The 17,246-nt window shown below is 58.9% G+C and carries 13 protein-coding genes and 1 riboswitch; of the genes, 7 read left to right on the forward strand and 6 right to left on the reverse strand.

Annotated features, from left to right (window positions below; genetic code table 11):
* Positions 1–7 precede the first annotated feature (7 nt).
* Both cobW and cobU read right to left on the reverse strand, forming a co-directional pair.
* Positions 8–1,057: a cobalamin biosynthesis protein CobW gene (gene cobW, locus AC13Q5_RS32680; RefSeq protein ID WP_488504538.1), complete on the reverse strand. Its 1,050-nt coding sequence runs from the start codon at positions 1,055–1,057 to the stop codon at positions 8–10.
* A gap of 5 nt (positions 1,058–1,062) precedes the next feature.
* A complete protein-coding gene (cobU, locus tag AC13Q5_RS32685; protein WP_488504539.1) occupies positions 1,063–1,587 on the reverse strand; it encodes a bifunctional adenosylcobinamide kinase/adenosylcobinamide-phosphate guanylyltransferase in 525 nt (174 codons plus the stop codon).
* A gap of 141 nt (positions 1,588–1,728) precedes the next feature.
* Positions 1,729–2,126, reverse strand: a riboswitch (cobalamin riboswitch).
* 180 nt (positions 2,127–2,306) lie between these two features.
* Between cobU and AC13Q5_RS32690 the strand changes: the two genes are divergently transcribed.
* Positions 2,307–4,103 carry a chloride channel protein gene (locus tag AC13Q5_RS32690; RefSeq protein WP_488504540.1) on the forward strand — a complete coding sequence of 599 codons (1,797 nt, stop codon included), beginning with the start codon at positions 2,307–2,309 and terminating at the stop codon, positions 4,101–4,103.
* A 98-nt stretch (positions 4,104–4,201) separates the two neighbouring features.
* On the opposite strand, the gene AC13Q5_RS32695 is transcribed toward AC13Q5_RS32690, so the two are convergent.
* On the reverse strand, positions 4,202–5,656 hold the full coding sequence (locus AC13Q5_RS32695; protein ID WP_488504541.1) for a cobyric acid synthase: 1,455 nt from the start codon (positions 5,654–5,656) through the stop codon (positions 4,202–4,204).
* A gap of 235 nt (positions 5,657–5,891) precedes the next feature.
* Between AC13Q5_RS32695 and AC13Q5_RS32700 the strand changes: the two genes are divergently transcribed.
* From AC13Q5_RS32700 to bmt, 5 genes are all read left to right on the forward strand, one after another.
* A complete protein-coding gene (locus tag AC13Q5_RS32700; protein ID WP_092855131.1) occupies positions 5,892–6,035 on the forward strand; it encodes a hypothetical protein in 144 nt (47 codons plus the stop codon).
* 819 nt (positions 6,036–6,854) lie between these two features.
* On the forward strand, positions 6,855–7,853 hold the full coding sequence (locus tag AC13Q5_RS32705; RefSeq protein ID WP_075850791.1) for an ABC transporter substrate-binding protein: 999 nt from the start codon (positions 6,855–6,857) through the stop codon (positions 7,851–7,853).
* A 248-nt stretch (positions 7,854–8,101) separates the two neighbouring features.
* A complete protein-coding gene (locus AC13Q5_RS32710; RefSeq protein WP_075850792.1) occupies positions 8,102–9,013 on the forward strand; it encodes an ABC transporter permease in 912 nt (303 codons plus the stop codon).
* Complete coding sequence (locus AC13Q5_RS32715; protein ID WP_075850793.1) at positions 9,006–10,058, forward strand: quaternary amine ABC transporter ATP-binding protein; 1,053 nt, start codon at positions 9,006–9,008, stop codon at positions 10,056–10,058. Before AC13Q5_RS32710 ends, AC13Q5_RS32715 begins: the two co-directional genes overlap by 8 nt.
* Positions 10,059–10,222: 164 nt before the next feature.
* Positions 10,223–11,236 carry a betaine--homocysteine S-methyltransferase gene (gene bmt / locus AC13Q5_RS32720; RefSeq protein ID WP_075850794.1) on the forward strand — a complete coding sequence of 338 codons (1,014 nt, stop codon included), beginning with the start codon at positions 10,223–10,225 and terminating at the stop codon, positions 11,234–11,236.
* A gap of 115 nt (positions 11,237–11,351) precedes the next feature.
* Here bmt and glf read toward each other — a convergent pair whose 3' ends face one another.
* Both glf and AC13Q5_RS32730 read right to left on the reverse strand, forming a co-directional pair.
* Positions 11,352–12,527 (reverse strand): UDP-galactopyranose mutase, encoded by a 1,176-nt coding sequence (gene glf, locus AC13Q5_RS32725; protein WP_488504542.1) that lies wholly within the window; start codon positions 12,525–12,527, stop codon positions 11,352–11,354.
* A 112-nt stretch (positions 12,528–12,639) separates the two neighbouring features.
* Positions 12,640–13,779: a DUF707 domain-containing protein gene (locus AC13Q5_RS32730; RefSeq protein ID WP_488504543.1), complete on the reverse strand. Its 1,140-nt coding sequence runs from the start codon at positions 13,777–13,779 to the stop codon at positions 12,640–12,642.
* Between the two features lie 358 nt (positions 13,780–14,137).
* Between AC13Q5_RS32730 and AC13Q5_RS32735 the strand changes: the two genes are divergently transcribed.
* On the forward strand, positions 14,138–16,018 hold the full coding sequence (locus AC13Q5_RS32735; protein WP_488504544.1) for a glycosyltransferase: 1,881 nt from the start codon (positions 14,138–14,140) through the stop codon (positions 16,016–16,018).
* A gap of 96 nt (positions 16,019–16,114) precedes the next feature.
* Here AC13Q5_RS32735 and AC13Q5_RS32740 read toward each other — a convergent pair whose 3' ends face one another.
* Positions 16,115–17,104: a glycosyltransferase family 2 protein gene (locus tag AC13Q5_RS32740; RefSeq protein WP_488504546.1), complete on the reverse strand. Its 990-nt coding sequence runs from the start codon at positions 17,102–17,104 to the stop codon at positions 16,115–16,117.
* Between the last annotated feature and the right edge of the window lie 142 nt (positions 17,105–17,246).

The raw sequence follows: 17,246 nt of genomic DNA on the forward strand, positions 1-17,246 counted from the left end.
ATTTCCCTTAGACCAGCGCTTCGATCGCCCTACGCACGACGGTCTCGTCCATCTCGTGCAGGCCGATCACCACAAGCCGTGTCGCGCGCGCTTCGCCCGGCGTCCAGGCGCGGTCGAAATAGGTGTCGATGCGGCTGCCGACGGCCTGCAGCTGCAGGCGCATGGGCTTACCGGGGACATCGACGAAGCCCTTGAGGCGCAGCACGTCATGCTCCGCGATCACGCCCTTCAGCGCATCGATGAATGCGGCCGGGTCGGCAATCGGGCCGAATTCGACGACGAAGCTGTCGAATTCGTCGTGGTCATGCGGCGTGCCATCCTCGTGCTCCAGCTCGTGATGGGATTTGCGGTTGACGATATCGTCTTCGGTGCCGATGCCGAGGCCGAGCAGGACGGCGGCTGGTACGTCGCCGTTCTTCGCCTCGATGATCGTCGGCTTGCGCACCGTGCGCGAGGCGACTTCGGCGCGGACGCGGCCGAGACCATCGACATCGATCAGATCGGTCTTGTTGAGCACGATCAGATCGGCGCAGGTCAGCTGGTCTTCGAAAAGCTCTTCGATCGGGCTTTCGTGATCGAGCGAGTCATCCTCGACACGGCGGGCTTCGACTGCGTCATGATCATCGGCGAAGCGGCCGGCGGCGACGGCGGCGCTATCGACCACGGTGATGACGCCGTCGACGGTAACATGCGTACGAATGTCCGGCCAGTTGAAGGCGGCGACCAATGGCTGCGGCAGAGCAAGGCCGGAGGTTTCGATGACAATGTGATCCGGACGCGCATCGCGCTCCAAAAGCTTCGTCATGGTCGGGATGAAATCGTCGGCGACGGTGCAGCAGATGCAGCCGTTGGTCAGCTCGATGATATCGTCTTCGGTGCAGTTCTCCGCGCCACAGCCCTTGAGTACGTCGCCGTCGACGCCGAGATCGCCGAACTCGTTGATGATCAAAGCGATCTTCTTGCCGCCGGCATTCTGCAGGAGGTTGCGGATCATCGTCGTCTTGCCGGCTCCCAGGAAGCCGGTGATGACGGTGGCGGGAATCTTTTCCTGGTTCATATTCATCAACCCTTCATTTTCAGCGGCAGCCCCGCTGCGATAAAATAAACTTCGGCACTCGCCGCCGCGACCATCTGGTGCAGGCGGCCGGCGTGGTCGCGAAACTCGCGCGCCATGCGATTTTCAGGCACGATTCCAAGGCCGACCTCGTTCGATACGAGAACGAGCCGTGATCGTGCGGTCGGCAGAAAGGCAGTCAGGCCAGCAAACTCCGCGACCATATCCCGCTCGGCCATCATCAGGTTGGTGACCCAGAGCGTCAGGCAGTCGATAAGCACTGCCCGCCCCTCGGCGTCGATGGCGGCGAGCTGCCCGACAAGGTCTATCGGCTCCTCATGCGTCTGCCATTGATCACCGCGGTCAGCGCGATGCTGGGCGATGCGCTCACGCATCTCGTCGTCCCACGCCTGCCCTGTCGCCACATAGTGACGTTCGAGGCCGGCATCCGAAATCAGGGATTCGGCAAATCTGGATTTGCCGGAACGCGCGCCCCCAAGGACGAAGACTGCTCGGGAAATTGAAGACGACATGCCTTATGCCCGCTCCCACGCAAAAGCGGAGGTCGGCAGCCTACAGCTGAAACCGGAAAAAGGGCGTCTACACGCCAAAAACTCATCTTGTGCCACGACAACCTCCGTGCTGGCAGCGGAACTCACGTTCCAGAACAGGCTCTGTGCCCGGCACGCATGGCAGGTCTCCTGGCTCGCGGATAAGGCGCCGCGACGGGGGCAGACCGAAACCGGTCGCCCCCGATCGTGCGCCAGCGGGTCTTTCTCGCCTTCCCAGCATCCATCATGAAAAGGCGGACGATTCGTAGAATGAGAGGCGTCCAGCCCCGGTTGATCATGATGCCACGCCAGTGGCTTTTTCGATTTGCGCCCGCCCCGCCCGGTTCGCCCCATGCGAACCATCGACGAAATAGACTTCAAACCGAACGAAAGACCCTGACCGCTCTACAGTCGCGGGGTCGGCTGTGATGAGAACGCCCGGCTTGGGTCCGTCCCGTCACATTCCCTTTTCATCCCATGCGGCAGATCGCCGCTCAGGAACCATTCGTTATGCCACAATGATTAGGCTTTCACTTAGTTCAAGTCAATCAAGGGCATGGATGCGACCTGCGCCATCCTGATTGCGAAATAGGTTGAAAATTCCCATAAAACCAACGGCTTTTTTGCCGTATTTCTTTGATGTTAGGAGTTTATAGAGGGTCAGCCCTCACATTCTAGCAAAAACGTACCGTTAGCTTCCCATGTTGCAGAAATTCCAACCGCGCCGCCTCGGCGTCTTCTCGGCCTTATTCGATCTTGGTCGGTTCAGGGCATTGCTGCGCCGTGGCGAATTGGGACTTGTTTTCGCTGGCGCGCTGGTGGGAATAGCTTCGGGCTGCGCCGTGACGGCGATGAGTTACATCTCGCGCAAACTTCACAGCGTCATCTATGGCATAACCGACTACGAGCGACTGAGTTCGGCGGCAATGGCGATTCCCGACAAATCGGTATTGTTCATCGCGCCGATCGCCGGCGGCATCATCCTCGGCATCATCCTTTATGTATTGTCGCGCACACGCAAAAAACCGATGGTCGACCCGATCGAAGCCAATGCCCTGCATGGCGGTCGCATGTCGCTCACCGACAGTATCATCGTCGCGGTGCAGAACCTAATCTCGAATGGATTCGGCGCGTCTGTCGGGCTTGAAGCAGGCTACACACAGCTCGCCGCCGGCATCGCCTCGAAATTCGGCTACAAGATGCAGATGCGTCGCGCGGATCTGCGCATGCTCGTCGGCTGCGGCGCTGCCGGCGCTATTGCCGCCGCATTCAATGCGCCGCTCACCGGTGCCTTCTACGCCTTCGAGCTGATCATCGGCAGCTATTCGATCCTCACGTTGACGCCCGTCGTCGTCTCGGCACTGATATCGACGATGATTGCAAGACTGCTTGCCGGCGATGACTTCGCCATCGACATCGATCACTTCGGTGCGATCGTCCCGGCGGACTATCTCCCGGCCATCCTGCTCGGCGCTTTCTGTGCCGGTATAGGCATCCTGATCATGCAGGGCGTTGCCTGGGTCGAGGAACTGGCACGCAAGAGTTCCATCGCGCCGCCCTTCCGGCCCGCACTGGGCGGCCTGGTCGTCGGAACACTGGCGCTGATCTCGCCGCAGGTTCTTTCGGCCGGCCATGGCGCACTGCATCTCAATCTGTCTACGGACGTGACGCCGGGCGCCTTGGTGGGTCTATTCCTGCTGAAATCGCTCGCCTCGGCGATATCGATCGGCTCCGGTTTCAGAGGTGGTCTGTTCTTCGCCTCGCTGTTCATGGGCGCGCTGCTCGGCAAGATCTTCGCCTATTGCGCCCCCTATTTCGATCACGCAACGCTGACGCCGGTCGTCTATGCCGTGGTCGGCATGAGCTCGCTCGCTGTCGCGATCATCGGCGGCCCGCTGACGATGACCTTCTTGGCGCTTGAAATCACCGGGGACTTCCCGATCACCGCTCTCGTGCTGGCCGCCGTCATCACCTCGTCGCTGGTGGTGCGCACCACCTTCGGCTACTCCTTCGCGACATGGCGCTTCCATCTGCGTGGCGAAAGCATCCGCAGCGCCCATGACGTCGGCTGGATCCGCAATCTGACCGTCGCCCGCATGATGCGCCCCGACGTGCATACCGGCAGCATCGACATGAGCATCGAGGAATTCCGCAGGAATTTCCCGATCGGCTCGGCCCAGCGCGTCATCCTCATCGACAAGAACGAGAAATATTCCGGAATGGTCCTCGTGCCCGATGTCTACGCGAGCCCGATCGAAAAAGACGACGAGGAGCACGGACTTGCCGATTTCATTCGCCTGCGCAACGAGTTCCTGCAGCCGCAGATGAACGCCAAGCAAGCCGCCGCGATGTTCGACCAGACCAAGGCCGAAGCGCTCGTCGTGGTCAACGATCTGATCGAACGCAAGGTCATCGGCCTGCTGACGGAGAGCTACACGCTGCGTCGCTACAGCGAGGAGCTCGACCGCCGCCGCCGCGAGGTATCGGGCGAACTCTAGAGCAACTCCAGGAAAAGTGCGCAGCGGTTTTCCGTCCGGAATTGTAAGGAAACCAGGAGCTAGATCAGCTTAGAGCTTCCGTGAAAAGCTGAACCGCTCTAGCGCACGAGACTGTCGAGCCACGCAGGATCGAGTACGCTTTCCAGCTCTGCCGCAACTTCGTCCAACGCCGCATCGACGCTGGCGCGATAGTTCATACGCTCGCTGGAAAGGCCGAAGCTTGCCAGCAGCTTTGCGCGATAGCTGTCGCTGCCGAAAAGACCGTGCAGATATGTGCCCATGATGCGTCCATCCGGCGATACGGCTCCATCGGGCCTCCCATCAATCATTGTCGACGGCCGCTCGCAGTCCGGACCTCGCGTCACGCCGAGGTGGATTTCATAACCCGACAGCGGCACATCATATTCTTTTGAGACCGCGAGGCTGTTGCGCACCGTCTTTTCCGGCGCCATTTCCGTCTCGATATCCAACAGGCCCAATCCGGGCGTCTCGGTCACCGATCCTTCGATGCCGAGTGGATCGAAGACGGTATGACCGAGCATCTGATAGCCACCGCAAATGCCGATGACGCGGCCGCCGCGGCGCACATGTGCAGCAATATCGCGATCCCACCCCTGCTCGCGCAGATCGAGGAGGTCACCGATCGTGGACTTGGAGCCCGGCAGTACGACAAGCGCCGCATCGGCAGGCAAACGCTCACCTGCGCGGACGAAGACGAGATCGACATCGGGCTCGGCCCGCAGCGGATCAAGATCGTCGAAATTGGCGATACGCGACAGCACGGGCACGGCAACCTTCAACGCGCCAGGGGAGCCTCGGGCAAGCCGCTCCAACACCACGGAATCCTCGGCCGGCAGGCGCGCCGCCGCTTTCAGCCACGGCACGACACCATGGCATTGCCAGCCCGTAAAACCGCCAATCGCCTCTATGCCCTCACCGAATAGCGAGATATCGCCGCGAAACTTGTTGATCAGGTAGCCGCGGATCATCCGCCGGTCTTCCTCCGGCAATATATGGTATGTGCCGACCAGCGACGCGATCACGCCGCCGCGGTCTATGTCGCCGACCAGTACGACGGGGACATTCGCGCGCGTCGCAAAGCCCATGTTGGCAATATCCCCGCGTCGCAGATTGATCTCAGCGGGCGAACCCGCCCCTTCGACGATCACGAGATCCGTTCCCGCACGCATCGTGGCGAAGCTCTCAAGCACCGCGCCGAGCAGCTGCGGCTTGAGTGCCTGATAATCCCGGCCCCTGGCATGCCCCCAGACCTTGCCCTGAACGATGATCTGGCTGCCGGTTTCCGATTGCGGCTTCAGCAGCACCGGATTCATGTGCACGGATGAGGGAACGCGTGCCGCCAGCGACTGCAGCCACTGCGCGCGCCCGATCTCGCCGCCATCTTCGGCAACGGCCGCATTGTTCGACATGTTCTGTGGCTTGAACGGGCGCACCCTCACGCCCCTGTTTGCAAACAGCCGGCACAGTCCCGCGACCAATACCGTTTTTCCGACATCGGAGCCGGTTCCCTGCAGCATGATCGCTCTTGTCATTCCCCACTACCCCTATGGGCCACAGCCACTGAAAATCCGGAGTTTTGCCTTGATTTCGCCGCGATCTCTAACCGCTGGAAACGGCTGCGACGATACAAAAATGCATCACGTTCAAACATGCTCTGTTTGCGACATTGGATGACGATTTCATCCATTGTGAGTTACGCCGAAGAGGATTATCTCCATCGCGAAAACACACAACGAAACCGGCCGGTCCGGGTCGGAGGATACCCCAATGCTCTTCATCTTCAACAGACAGAATTCCATTCAGATCGCCTGGAATGGCAAGCTTCCGGCTCGCCGCCCGGAGAGCCGCCTGCAGCAGCTTGACACGCGCTTCGGCACGATCGGCTTCATCCGCACCTATAATGTCGGCTGACACAGCGTCAAGCCGCCAGCCCGACACGTGAGAAGCCGCCATGCGACAGCATCGGCGGCCTTATTTTGCTCGATATCAAGATGAGAAATTAACAACGCCGCTTCTTGCTGACGACAAGGTGTCTCAAAACGGGACCCTTTAAAGCGCGAAAACCGCGCGATCCGAGGATCAACGCGGCTTGCCAAAAACGCCGGCTCCCCTGCACAAACACCGCAAGGTTCGCTTTCCCCGGTACGCAATACCTGATCCAGGGAAGCAGCGGTATGTCCCCCGCCACGCATCGATTGATAAACCGACATCGTTACCGGAGGGTTATTAAGTGCTTAAATTAGAGTGAATCCGAAAATTTTTTGAAAATTTTCCCCTTTGCGTTGAGAAATCGCAAACGACGCAAATGGAACACAAAACGTCTTTCAGGGACGCGATATTTGAGCGGCATTTAAATCCGCCTTGGCGGCAAAGCTTCATGAAAGCCATGCAATGATCGTTTTGCAGCCACGAATAGCAGAAAACAGGCTAATTCAGGCGCTTAATTGAGCTTCTCCAAGATGCACGATAACTTCCGTTGGTCGACGGGCTGTTGATTTCTTCATTCAAATCCTTACGCTGCCCAATGTCGATGCAACGAATGCCCGGCCGCGACAGGGTTCCGCGGTCGCAAAAAGACCAAATGCACGACGGCAGCAAAGGGGACCGTACGGGCGTCGTCAGCGGCGTATGAACGGTTGCAATTAGACCGCGCTGACAGGGGAACGACAGAAATCGAACGCGTTTGGAGTCGATTTCCGCAACGTAACGAAAAATTGGGAGACGATATCAATGAAGAAGCTTCTCGCTTCGGCCATCTTCGCATTCGGCGCCTATGCTTTGGCTGGCTCGGCGCACGCCGCGGATTGCGGCAGCGTATCCATCGCTGAAATGAACTGGGCATCGGCAGGCGTTGCCGCCCAGGTCGACAAGATCATCCTGCAAAGCGGTTACGGCTGTAACGTCACTCTGGTGACCGGCGACACGCAGCCGACCTTTACCTCCATGGACGAAAAGGGCCAGCCGGACGTCGCGCCCGAGCTTTGGGTCAATGCCGTGCGCACCGCGCTCGACAAGGCCGTATCCGAAGGCCGTTTGATCGAGGCGGCACCGCTCTTGAGCGATGGCGGCGTGGAAGGCTGGTGGATTCCGAAATTCCTCGCCGACGCCCACCCGGATATCAAGACCGTTCAGGACGCGCTGAAGCATCCGGAACTCTTCCCTGCCCCGGAAGATTCTTCCAAGGGCGCGGTGTACAACTGCCCGGCCGGCTGGAACTGCCAGATCTCGACCGCCAATCTCTACAAGGCCCTCGGCGCCGAAAAGCTTGGCTTCACGCTGGTCGATACCGGTTCTGCGGCAGGCCTTGACGGCTCGATCGCCAACGCCTTCGAGAAGAAGACCGGCTGGCTCGGCTACTACTGGGCGCCGACCGCCATCCTCGGCAAGTACGACATGGTGCGCCTGAGCTTCAACGTGCCGCACGACAAGAAGGAATGGGACGCCTGCACCGCGATCCAGGATTGCGCCAATCCGAAGGTGAACTCCTATCCGGTTTCGGATGTCTATACCGTCGTGACCAAGGACTTTGCGGCAAAGGCCGGCATTGCCATGGACTATATGAAGACCCGCAAGTGGGATAACGCGACGGTCGGCAAGGTTCTGGCCTGGATGACCGACAACCAGGGTACCAACGAGGACGGCGCCAAGTACTTCCTCAAGACCTACCCCGACATGTGGACCAAGTGGGTTTCTCCGGACGTTGCCACCAAGGTCAAGGCTTCGCTCTAATCCATGCTGCAGAATCGGCGGCAGGCACGCGCCTACCGCCGATTTTACATTCGCGCGCCGCAATCGGTATGACGCTCATACCGACAGAGCGACATGGCGCAAGGTCGCAACGAGTGCAGATTGACGGCGGCGAATGTAGTAAGAATTCAGGGGCAGCCTGAAGAACCGGTGGCAGCGCTGCAAAGCCATCCGCAAGTGAAGGCCACACGGGCGGAGCAGGACAGAACCGGACTAAGAAGGGGAAATACATGGCTATCCAGTGTACGATCCTGCCGAATGTGCTCTGCAACTTTCCGGCAATAGACGAGTCGATCATACGTCTCGCACGCAAGAACATCGATGACGGTTTCAGGGCGTCCGTACGCGCCTACGGCAATCTCATCGACGCCATCGTGCAGCCGCTGCAATGGTTTCTGAACTACCTTGAATGGGCTTTCACCAATACGCCCTGGTTCATCGTACTCATCGTCATGATGCTCGTCGTCTATGCCGCAAGCCGCAATCTCAAAATTGTCGCCGGCACCGCGATCTCCATGATCCTCATCGGCGTCTTCGGCCTTTGGACCGACACTATGGTCACACTCGCCATGGTGACGGTCTGTACGCTCATCGCCATCGTCATCGGCCTGCCGATCGGCATCCTGATGGCGCGCTCCGACCGGCTGCAGTCGATCGTCAATCCGATTCTCGACGTCATGCAGACCATGCCGAGCTTCGTCTATCTCATTCCCGTCGTCGTGATCTTCGGCATCGGCAAAGTGCCGGGCCTCATCGCCGTCGTCATCTATGCCGTCCCGCCGATGATCCGTCTGACCAATCTCGGCATCCGCCTCGTGGACAAGGAGGTGCTGGAAGCCGCCGATGCCTTCGGGTCGTCGCACCGCCAGAAGCTCTTCAACGTACAGATTCCGCTTGCGCTGCCCACCATCATGGCCGGCATCAACCAAACCATCATGATGTCGCTCGCCATGGTCGTCGTCGCCTCGATGGTCGGCGTCGGCGGGCTCGGCAAGAACACGCTGCAGGCGATCAACAACCAGTTCTTCACCGTCGGCTTCCTCAACGGTTTTGCTCTGGTCGCCATCGCCATCATTTTCGACCGTACGAGCCAAGCCTATGGCAGACGGCTCCAGAAGCACTCGGAGGTCATCCATGGCTAGTCACGCGATCCAGATAAAAAGCCTGTATAAAATCTTCGGTCCGCGCGGGCGCGATTATATAGACCAGGTCAAGAACGGCTTGGGCAAGGCCGAGCTCAATGAAACGCACGGTCATGTGCTCGGCCTGCAGGATATCAACATCGACATGCCGGCCGGCGCCATTACCGTCGTGATGGGTCTCTCCGGCTCGGGCAAATCGACGCTGATCCGCCATATCAATCGGCTGATCGAGCCGACCGTCGGCGAAGTGCTCTATGACGGCGTCGACGTCTGCAAGATGAGCGAAAAAGATCTGCGCGAATTCCGTCGCCACAGGACGGCGATGGTGTTCCAGAAGTTCGCGCTGCTCCCGCATCGCACCGTGATCGAAAACACGATCTACGGCCTGGACATCCAGGGCGTACCGCGCTCCGAAAGCGAAAAGAAGGGCCGGTACTGGATCGAACGTGTCGGACTGAAGGGCTTCGAAAGGCACTTTCCGAACCAGCTTTCCGGCGGCATGCAGCAGCGTGTCGGCCTTGCCCGCGCGCTGACCAACGATGCCGATATCCTGCTGATGGACGAAGCCTATTCGGCGCTAGATCCATTGATCCGCGTGGATATGCAGACTGTCCTGCTCGATCTGCAGAAGGAACTGAAGAAAACCGTCGTCTTCATCACCCATGATCTCGACGAAGCGCTGCGTCTCGGCGACAAGATCGCGATCCTGCGCGACGGCAAGGTCGTGCAGCAGGGAACCGGCCAACAGATCGTGCTGCAGCCCGCGGACGATTACATCACCGCCTTCGTCAAGGAAGTGAACCGCGGCCGCGTCATCCAGGCTCAGACGATCATGAAGCCGCTTGCAGGCGAGCCGGGCGGAACGCGCGTACCCGGGGATATGATACTGGAGGTCGCTGCGAAGCAGATCACCGAGGCGGGCCAGACGGGGGCCGTCGTCACCGATGCCGGCGGCAAGCCCATCGGCATGATTGACCTGCAAAGCATCATCGCAGCCATGGTCACGCCGACAACACACGAGACGGCGCAGATGGCGGCAGCCTAACGGCTCATCTTCATCCCAAACGGCAAAGCGCCCTCACCGGGGCGCTTTTTTCTGCCCTGATTGCCGCGCGACATATGGGCAGCTATCTTGCCATTGTGTTCACATAAAGAAATGTTTATATCTGCATTTGACATCCCGAGAGCCGGCGTATCCGAGGACACACCATGACCGTCGCAATCAATCCCTTGACCGATCTCCTTGCCGAAAAGGGCGTACTGCTTGCCGACGGCGCAACTGGCACCAACCTCTTCGCCATGGGCCTTGAGGCTGGCGAGGCGCCTGAACTCTGGAACGAGCAGCATCCGGACCGGATCACGAAGCTGCATCAGGATTTCGTCGATGCGGGTGCCGATATCATTCTCACCAACACTTTCGGCGGCACCCGTCACCGGCTGAAGCTTCATCATGCGCAGGATCGCGTGCATAGCCTTAACAAGACGGCAGCCGAGATTGCTCGTGCGGTGGCCGACAAGGCCGACCGCAAGGTCATCGTCGGAGGCTCCGTCGGGCCGACGGGCGAATTGTTGATGCCGCTCGGCGCCCTGACCTATGAAGATGCGGTCGCAGCCTTCGTGGAACAGATGGAAGGCCTTCAGGCCGGCGGCGCCGATGTTGCCTGGATCGAAACCATGTCGTCGCCGGAAGAAATCCGCGCCGCTGCCGAGGCCGCCGCCAAAGTCGGCCTGCCTTACACCTATACCGGCTCGTTCGACACCGCCGGCAAGACGATGATGGGCCTGCATCCGAAGGACATTCACGCCGTCGCCACCGATATCGGCGCAGGCCCTCTCGCGGTCGGTGCCAATTGCGGCGTCGGCGCCTCGGACATCCTGTCGAGCCTTCTCGACATGACCGAGGCGGATGCTTCCGCAATCGTGATCGTCAAGGGCAACTGCGGCATTCCGGAATATCGTGGCGCTGAAATCTACTATTCGGGCACGCCGCCGCTGATGGCCGATTATGCCCGCCTTGCCCGCGACGCCGGCGCCAAAATCATCGGCGGCTGCTGCGGCACCTCCTGCGGCCATCTCGCTGCAATGCGGCAGGCGTTGGACAGCTACGTACCCGGCCCTCGCCCGACGCTGGAAATGATCGTCGAAAAGATCGGCCCCCTGCGCAACAAGACCGCCAACGAGGGCGGTGCCGCCCCCGCGCGCGAACGTCGCAGGCGGTCTTAAAGGAAAAAAGAAAGCCCGCTCGTCGGGCTTTCTTTTTATAAATCAATCATTTTTTCACGAAGACCAATCGGCCATGTCTTTAGGGCATGCCGAGGGCCATAGCGCGTACCGCCATCTATTTCTCGCCGCCGATCGCGCGTCCCTCGGTAAAATGCGGGACAACGCGACTGTCGAAAGCCTTCAAGGCCGCGCCGATTGCCTGATGCATGTCGAGATAACGGTAGGTGCCGAGCCGCCCGCCGAAATGGACGTTGGTCTCCGCCTCCGCCCGCTCGCGGTAGCGCAGGAAGACTTCCTTGTCCTGCCGCGTATCGATCGGATAGTAAGGCTCATCTGCGCGCTTTGCCGAGCGCGAATATTCCCGCACCACGACGGTCTTCTCGTTCTGATAGCTGCGCTCGGGATTGAAGTGGCGAAACTCGAGGATACGCGTGTAGGGGATCGTCTCGTCGGCATAGTTCATGACCGCCATCCCCTGGAAATCGCCGGTATTCAGCGTCTCCTTCTCGAAATCGATGGTGCGCCATCCAAGCTCGCCCTCGGAATAATCGAAGTAGCGATCGATCGGGCCGGTATAGACGATCGGGAGACCGGCTGGCAGCGAGGACTTCAGCGAAAAGAAATCGACGCCGAGAGCGATCTGGATCTTGGGATGCTTCAGCATCCTCTCGAAGATCGCCGTATAACCATCGACCGGCAGGCCTTCATACTTGTCGTTGAAGTAGCGATTGTCGAAAGTGTAGCGAACCGGCAGGCGCGTGATGATGTGCTCGGGCAGATCACGCGGATCCGTCTGCCACTGCTTGGCCGTATAGCCGCGGATGAAAGCGTCGTACAAAGGCCGGCCGATCAGCGAAATCGCCTTCTCTTCGAGGTTCGCCGGATGGCGGCCGGCCATTTCCGCCGCATGGTCCGCGATCAGCGCCCTCGCCTGATCGGGCGAAAGGCGCCGGTTGAAGAATTGCGAGATCGTGCCGAGGTTGATCGGCATCGAATAGACCTGGTCGCGATAGGTCGAATAGACGCGGTGCTTGTAGTCAGTGAAAGCGGTGAACCTGTTGAGATAGGTCCAGACGACCTCGTTCGGCGTGTGGAAGAGATGCGCGCCATAGCGGTGGACTTCGATCCCGGTCTCTCCGTCGAACTCGCTATAGGCATTGCCGCCGATATGACCGCGCCGGTCGATCAGAAGCACGTTCTTCTGCAGCTCGTTCGCGACCCGTTCCGCAATCGTCGCGCCATAGAAGCCCGCGCCGACGATCAATAAATCTACCTTGGAAAAATCAATCATGCTCTAAAACTTTCGGTACCACCAAATCTCGGCGTCGGTTGCAATCGAACGTGTCAATCGGAATTGGCTATATGAAGGGGTGACGGCGGCGCAGGGAAAAATCCAGGCACACTTACCAGACGCCAGCATATTTCAGGGGCGTATACTGATACGTCCTGAAGAGCGCTGCCTGTTCCTCCACCGCTGCGTTGACGTTATAGGTCGCACCCAGCGGCCGGGTGTGGGCAACCGAGATGGCATCGATGATCGCCATGCGCGCTGCCGGCCGGCCAAGGAAAGACGGCCAGAGATGGTCGAGGCCGTATCCGGATTCGACATCCCTCATGGACTCGATGCAGATCTGCAGCGCCCGCCGCGAGAAGACCGGGCACATGATTTCGACGAAGCCTTCGAAACGCACGACGCTATCGGGTCGCTGAACCGTCAAAGGATGGTTCGGATAAGAGCCTGGACCTTTCTTGAGCGAAGGCTGCGCCAGATCCAGACCATGCTTGTGCGACAGGTGGAACATCCTGTTGATGTCCTCGCCGTCGCACAGCAGATCGTCATCCGGCAGCCAGATCCGCTCGTAATTCCAGAGGGGGCTGCCTTCATGGAAAAGGTCGTAGATGATCTTGAACTTCTTGGTCTTTGGGATGTGCGCAAGATATTCGTAAGGGCTGCCGGAAACCTCGGGCGTCTCGGTACCATAATAGCCGATGCAGAGATCCCAGTTGCGCGAGGCATCATCGATCTTCTCGAACCAGCGCGGATGGAGCGACTTCGAACCGGCCGGCACCACGACGAGATTGGGGCGCCTCAGCCCTTCCTGAGGCTGGGCGAGGAAGGTTGCCTTGCGCTCGACGCCCGCAGGCGTCGAAAACAGCGGATGCGGAGGATGATCAGCCGGCACCAGCAGATAGGTGGCATCAACGCCGCCGACGACACCTCGGCCTGCAAACGCCATGAGATTGCCGTTCTCGATATGCGCCGAATCGAAGATGACCGACGGCAATCCATCCCTGTCGATCAGGCAAAGCCGACCGCCCATGACATGCCAGAAATCGACGGCCGGATCGAAATAATTGCCGATCATGCCGTCGGGTGCCAAAACCACGAAGCGTGCAAACATCCCGCGATTGACGTCGCCAAGGCTCCAGAATGTGCCGCTCAACATGTCCTGGGTCAGCGGCGGCGCATCGGACCATTGTATCTGGCTCGCAGGATGCGCTCCGTAGGCGGGCGTGTGCAGGCTGTTCGCTGCCAATGACATGTGGACTGTCCCCTAATTCCGAACCCAGGTAACGGCCCGACCCGAGGAAAGCAGTACGGCGACGTAGCTCTCGGAGATTCGCTCGCGATCGAGCTCGTTTGTTCGGCACTTTGGCCATCATTCCTTTTGCGAAGCTTGTGCGGGAAATCAAAAGCCGCCTGCCGTACGGGAGACGTTTCGCGCAATCCAGCCTCGCGAAAGTTGGTCGACATAATCTCCGAGCTGGAATTTCTGTGCGGGGACAGTCGCGCATTCAGAATATTGCCAACAACGTCGGTGCTCGGCGGACACGAAGGTCGGTCGTGTCGTCCGTCAGGTCGAGACTAAGAACCACTCGTCTCTTTTACGGTAGCAGAAGATGCATCAGAAGAAAAAGCTGGCCATAATCATCGAAGTCGATAGCTTCATCGGCGACATAATCCAACATCTGTCAAAGACCTACGAAGTCATGGCCATACAGCCAAAGACTTTCAAGGAGATCGAGACGGCTGTGGAATGGGCCGACATCGTCTGGTTCGAATTCTGCAACGAGCTCTTCGTCCACGCGATCAACCAGAACATCAAGCGGCGCGGCAAGCGTGTCATCGCGCGCTGGCATCGCTTCGAGATCGTGGAATCGAATTTTCCCGATCGTATCGATTTCGGCGCCATCGACGATCTGATCCTGGTGTCCCATGACATGCTCCGCGTCCTGAAGCTCAGGGCGCCGCAGGTCACGCAGAAGACGCGTACCCATGTCATCTGGAATGGCCTCAACCTCGACAAATTCAAGCCGATCCCTTCGCTCGACAAGAAGAAGATCGCCTGGGCCGCCAAACCCTTCATGCGCAAGAATCAGCCGCTGTTCCTGCAAATCATGCACTCGCTGGTGAAGCGCGATCCTTCCTACACGCTGCATGTGGCCGGCGAACAGGAAGAGTTCGTCATGATGCCGTATCTGAAGCGCACGACGGAAAAGCTGGGCCTCACCCGTAACGTCTTCTTCCATGGCTGGCAGCGCAATATGCCCGCCTTCCTCGCCGACAAGGGCGTGATACTGTCGACCTCGGTGCACGAGAGCTTTGGTTATAACATTGCCGAAGCCATGGCTATCGGTGCCCTCCCGGTGGTCCATGATTATCCTGGTGCGGAAGAATTCTGGCCCGACGAAATTCGCTTCTCGTCGGTAGATGAGGCCGTCGAAAAGATCATTGCAGGTCAGACCCATCAATGGACGCAATATGTCCATGAGAAATTCCCTCTCGCCAAGCAGCTGCGCGAACTCGATGTCGTCATGGGCGATCGGGTAGCCGAAGCCCCCAAAACCTTGAATTGGGCATCTCTGGAACAGCAGGCGGGTTCAAATATGAAGCGACCAGTCCCGCTTTGGCTGGCGCAGCGGCCTGCCGCCGTGCAGCAACAACCCGCGCCTATTCCGCAGGCCATATCGGTGCAGCAGGTTCGCGAAGCCATGCCGGTTGCCGAGATAGCGATGCAGCCGATGCAGCAGCCCTATCCGACACAGCCGCACCCCATCCCGGCGCCATCCGTGGAACGGCTTGCTCCTGTTACGCCGCTGGAACAGCCGATGCGGAGATCGGAAGCTGCGCCTTCCTTTGACTCCAACGGCTATTGGGAAGGCCGTTACCGCAATGGCGGCAATTCGGGTGCCGGCTCCTACGATGTGCTCGCCAAATACAAGGGACAGTTCCTGAATAGTCTCGCCCGGAAGAAAGGCCTGAAATCCTTTGCGGAGATGGGCTCCGGCGACGGCAATCAGCTTAAATATTTCTCGTTCGACCGCTATACCGGCTTAGATGTCTCGAAGACGGTCATCGAACGCACGATGATGATGTACAGGGACAAGCCGAACTACAATTTCATCTGGCTGGGCGATCCGTCGCTCGATTGGGAAACACACGAGGACGCCTATGACTGCGCCCTGTCGCTCGACGTGCTCTACCATCTGGTCGACGACAATATCTACGTCAATTACCTCGACCAGCTCTTCTCCCTGCCGCAGCGCTATGTGGTTATCTACGCCTCCAATTTCGATGGTCCGGATATTCGTGGCGCATCGCATGTCCGGCACCGCAAGTTCACGACGGACATTGCGAACCGGTTCCCGCAATGGACCCTGCTGAAGCTGGTGGAGAACCCCTACAAGTTCAAGGAATCGACCGAAGCGGATTTTGCGATCTACAGCCGCGACGAATTCGAAAACGCACTGGATCTGAACGAGCTAGACGCCATCAGATAAACCAGCCTGAAACGGAAGAGAGGCGCCACGGTCATACCGTGGCGCCTCTCTTTTTATATTGCGAATGGATCAAGCGACAAACATTATCTTAGCCGGCTATCTGGGCGTCTTGCCGAGTATCAGATGCGGGGCTTGTTTCAGCCTGAGCGCGATATCCGCGGTCTCGAACGACTGCCGGCGCACGTTCTCATAGTCGGCCTGGCCATATTCTTCGTAGCATTGCCGAACCAGCGCGAAGAAGCGCTCCCTGAGATCGAACGGCAATTGCGGGTAGATCCAATCGAGCAAATCGAACTTGCTGCGAAGGAACCACTGATAGTAGGCCTGCTTCATCTGAGGCAGGCGGGCAAACAGCGCTTCCACCTCGGCAAAGGCCTTGAAGACCTCGAACCGCTTTTCGGTGAAGACATTGGTCAGCTGCGCCCTATCCTGGTAGACGCGATGGCCGATAAGATAGCGGTTCATCATGCCGATCCTCCGGGCATGCAGATAGATGTGCCAGTGAGCATAGATATCGTTATGGACACGCGTCTCCGAGAAGCGGAGAGCCGTCTCCCGGCATAGCTTGGCGCTAACGATCTTGTTCCAGGGGAAATTCACGGTGAACAGCAACCGACCGCACTGATCGAGCGTAAAAACGCTTATGTCGGTATCGCCGACCAGCTCGCGCCAGGCATCATTGTCGATCGGCAGCATCGGATCGAGGCGACCGTCCCTATCCGTGACATAACGATAGCGAAACACCATCACATCGCAGCCGCTGGCTTCCATGTGATGGACGACTTCATCGATCGAGCGATGCGCCACCATGTCGTCGGCATCGAGGAAATAATAATAGTCGCCACGGGCGGCGGCCATGCCGGCATTCCGGCTGTATCCCGCCCCGCCATTTTGCGGATTGCGCAGCAACCGCACCCGCGGATCGCGCTCAGCATGTCGTTCGACAATCATCGCAGTGGCATCGGGAGACATGTCGTCGACAACGATCACCTCCAGAACATCACGATTTTCCAGAACCGCGGCAATCGTTTCACCGATGGATTCCTGCGCCTTATAGGCGGGAATGATGACACTGACTTTGCTCACGGGGTCTCCTGATACTGACATGGATGCCAAACCCTGGAGGTATCGGTTGATCCATGTGCCTCTGGCTATCCAACCGTTTTCGAGGGAGAGGCAACCTCGAAGACGGCAATCGCTTCCTGCCGGGATTGCAGAATGCGCTGGC

This window comes from Martinezella sp. CNPSo 3964, assembly GCF_057784375.1.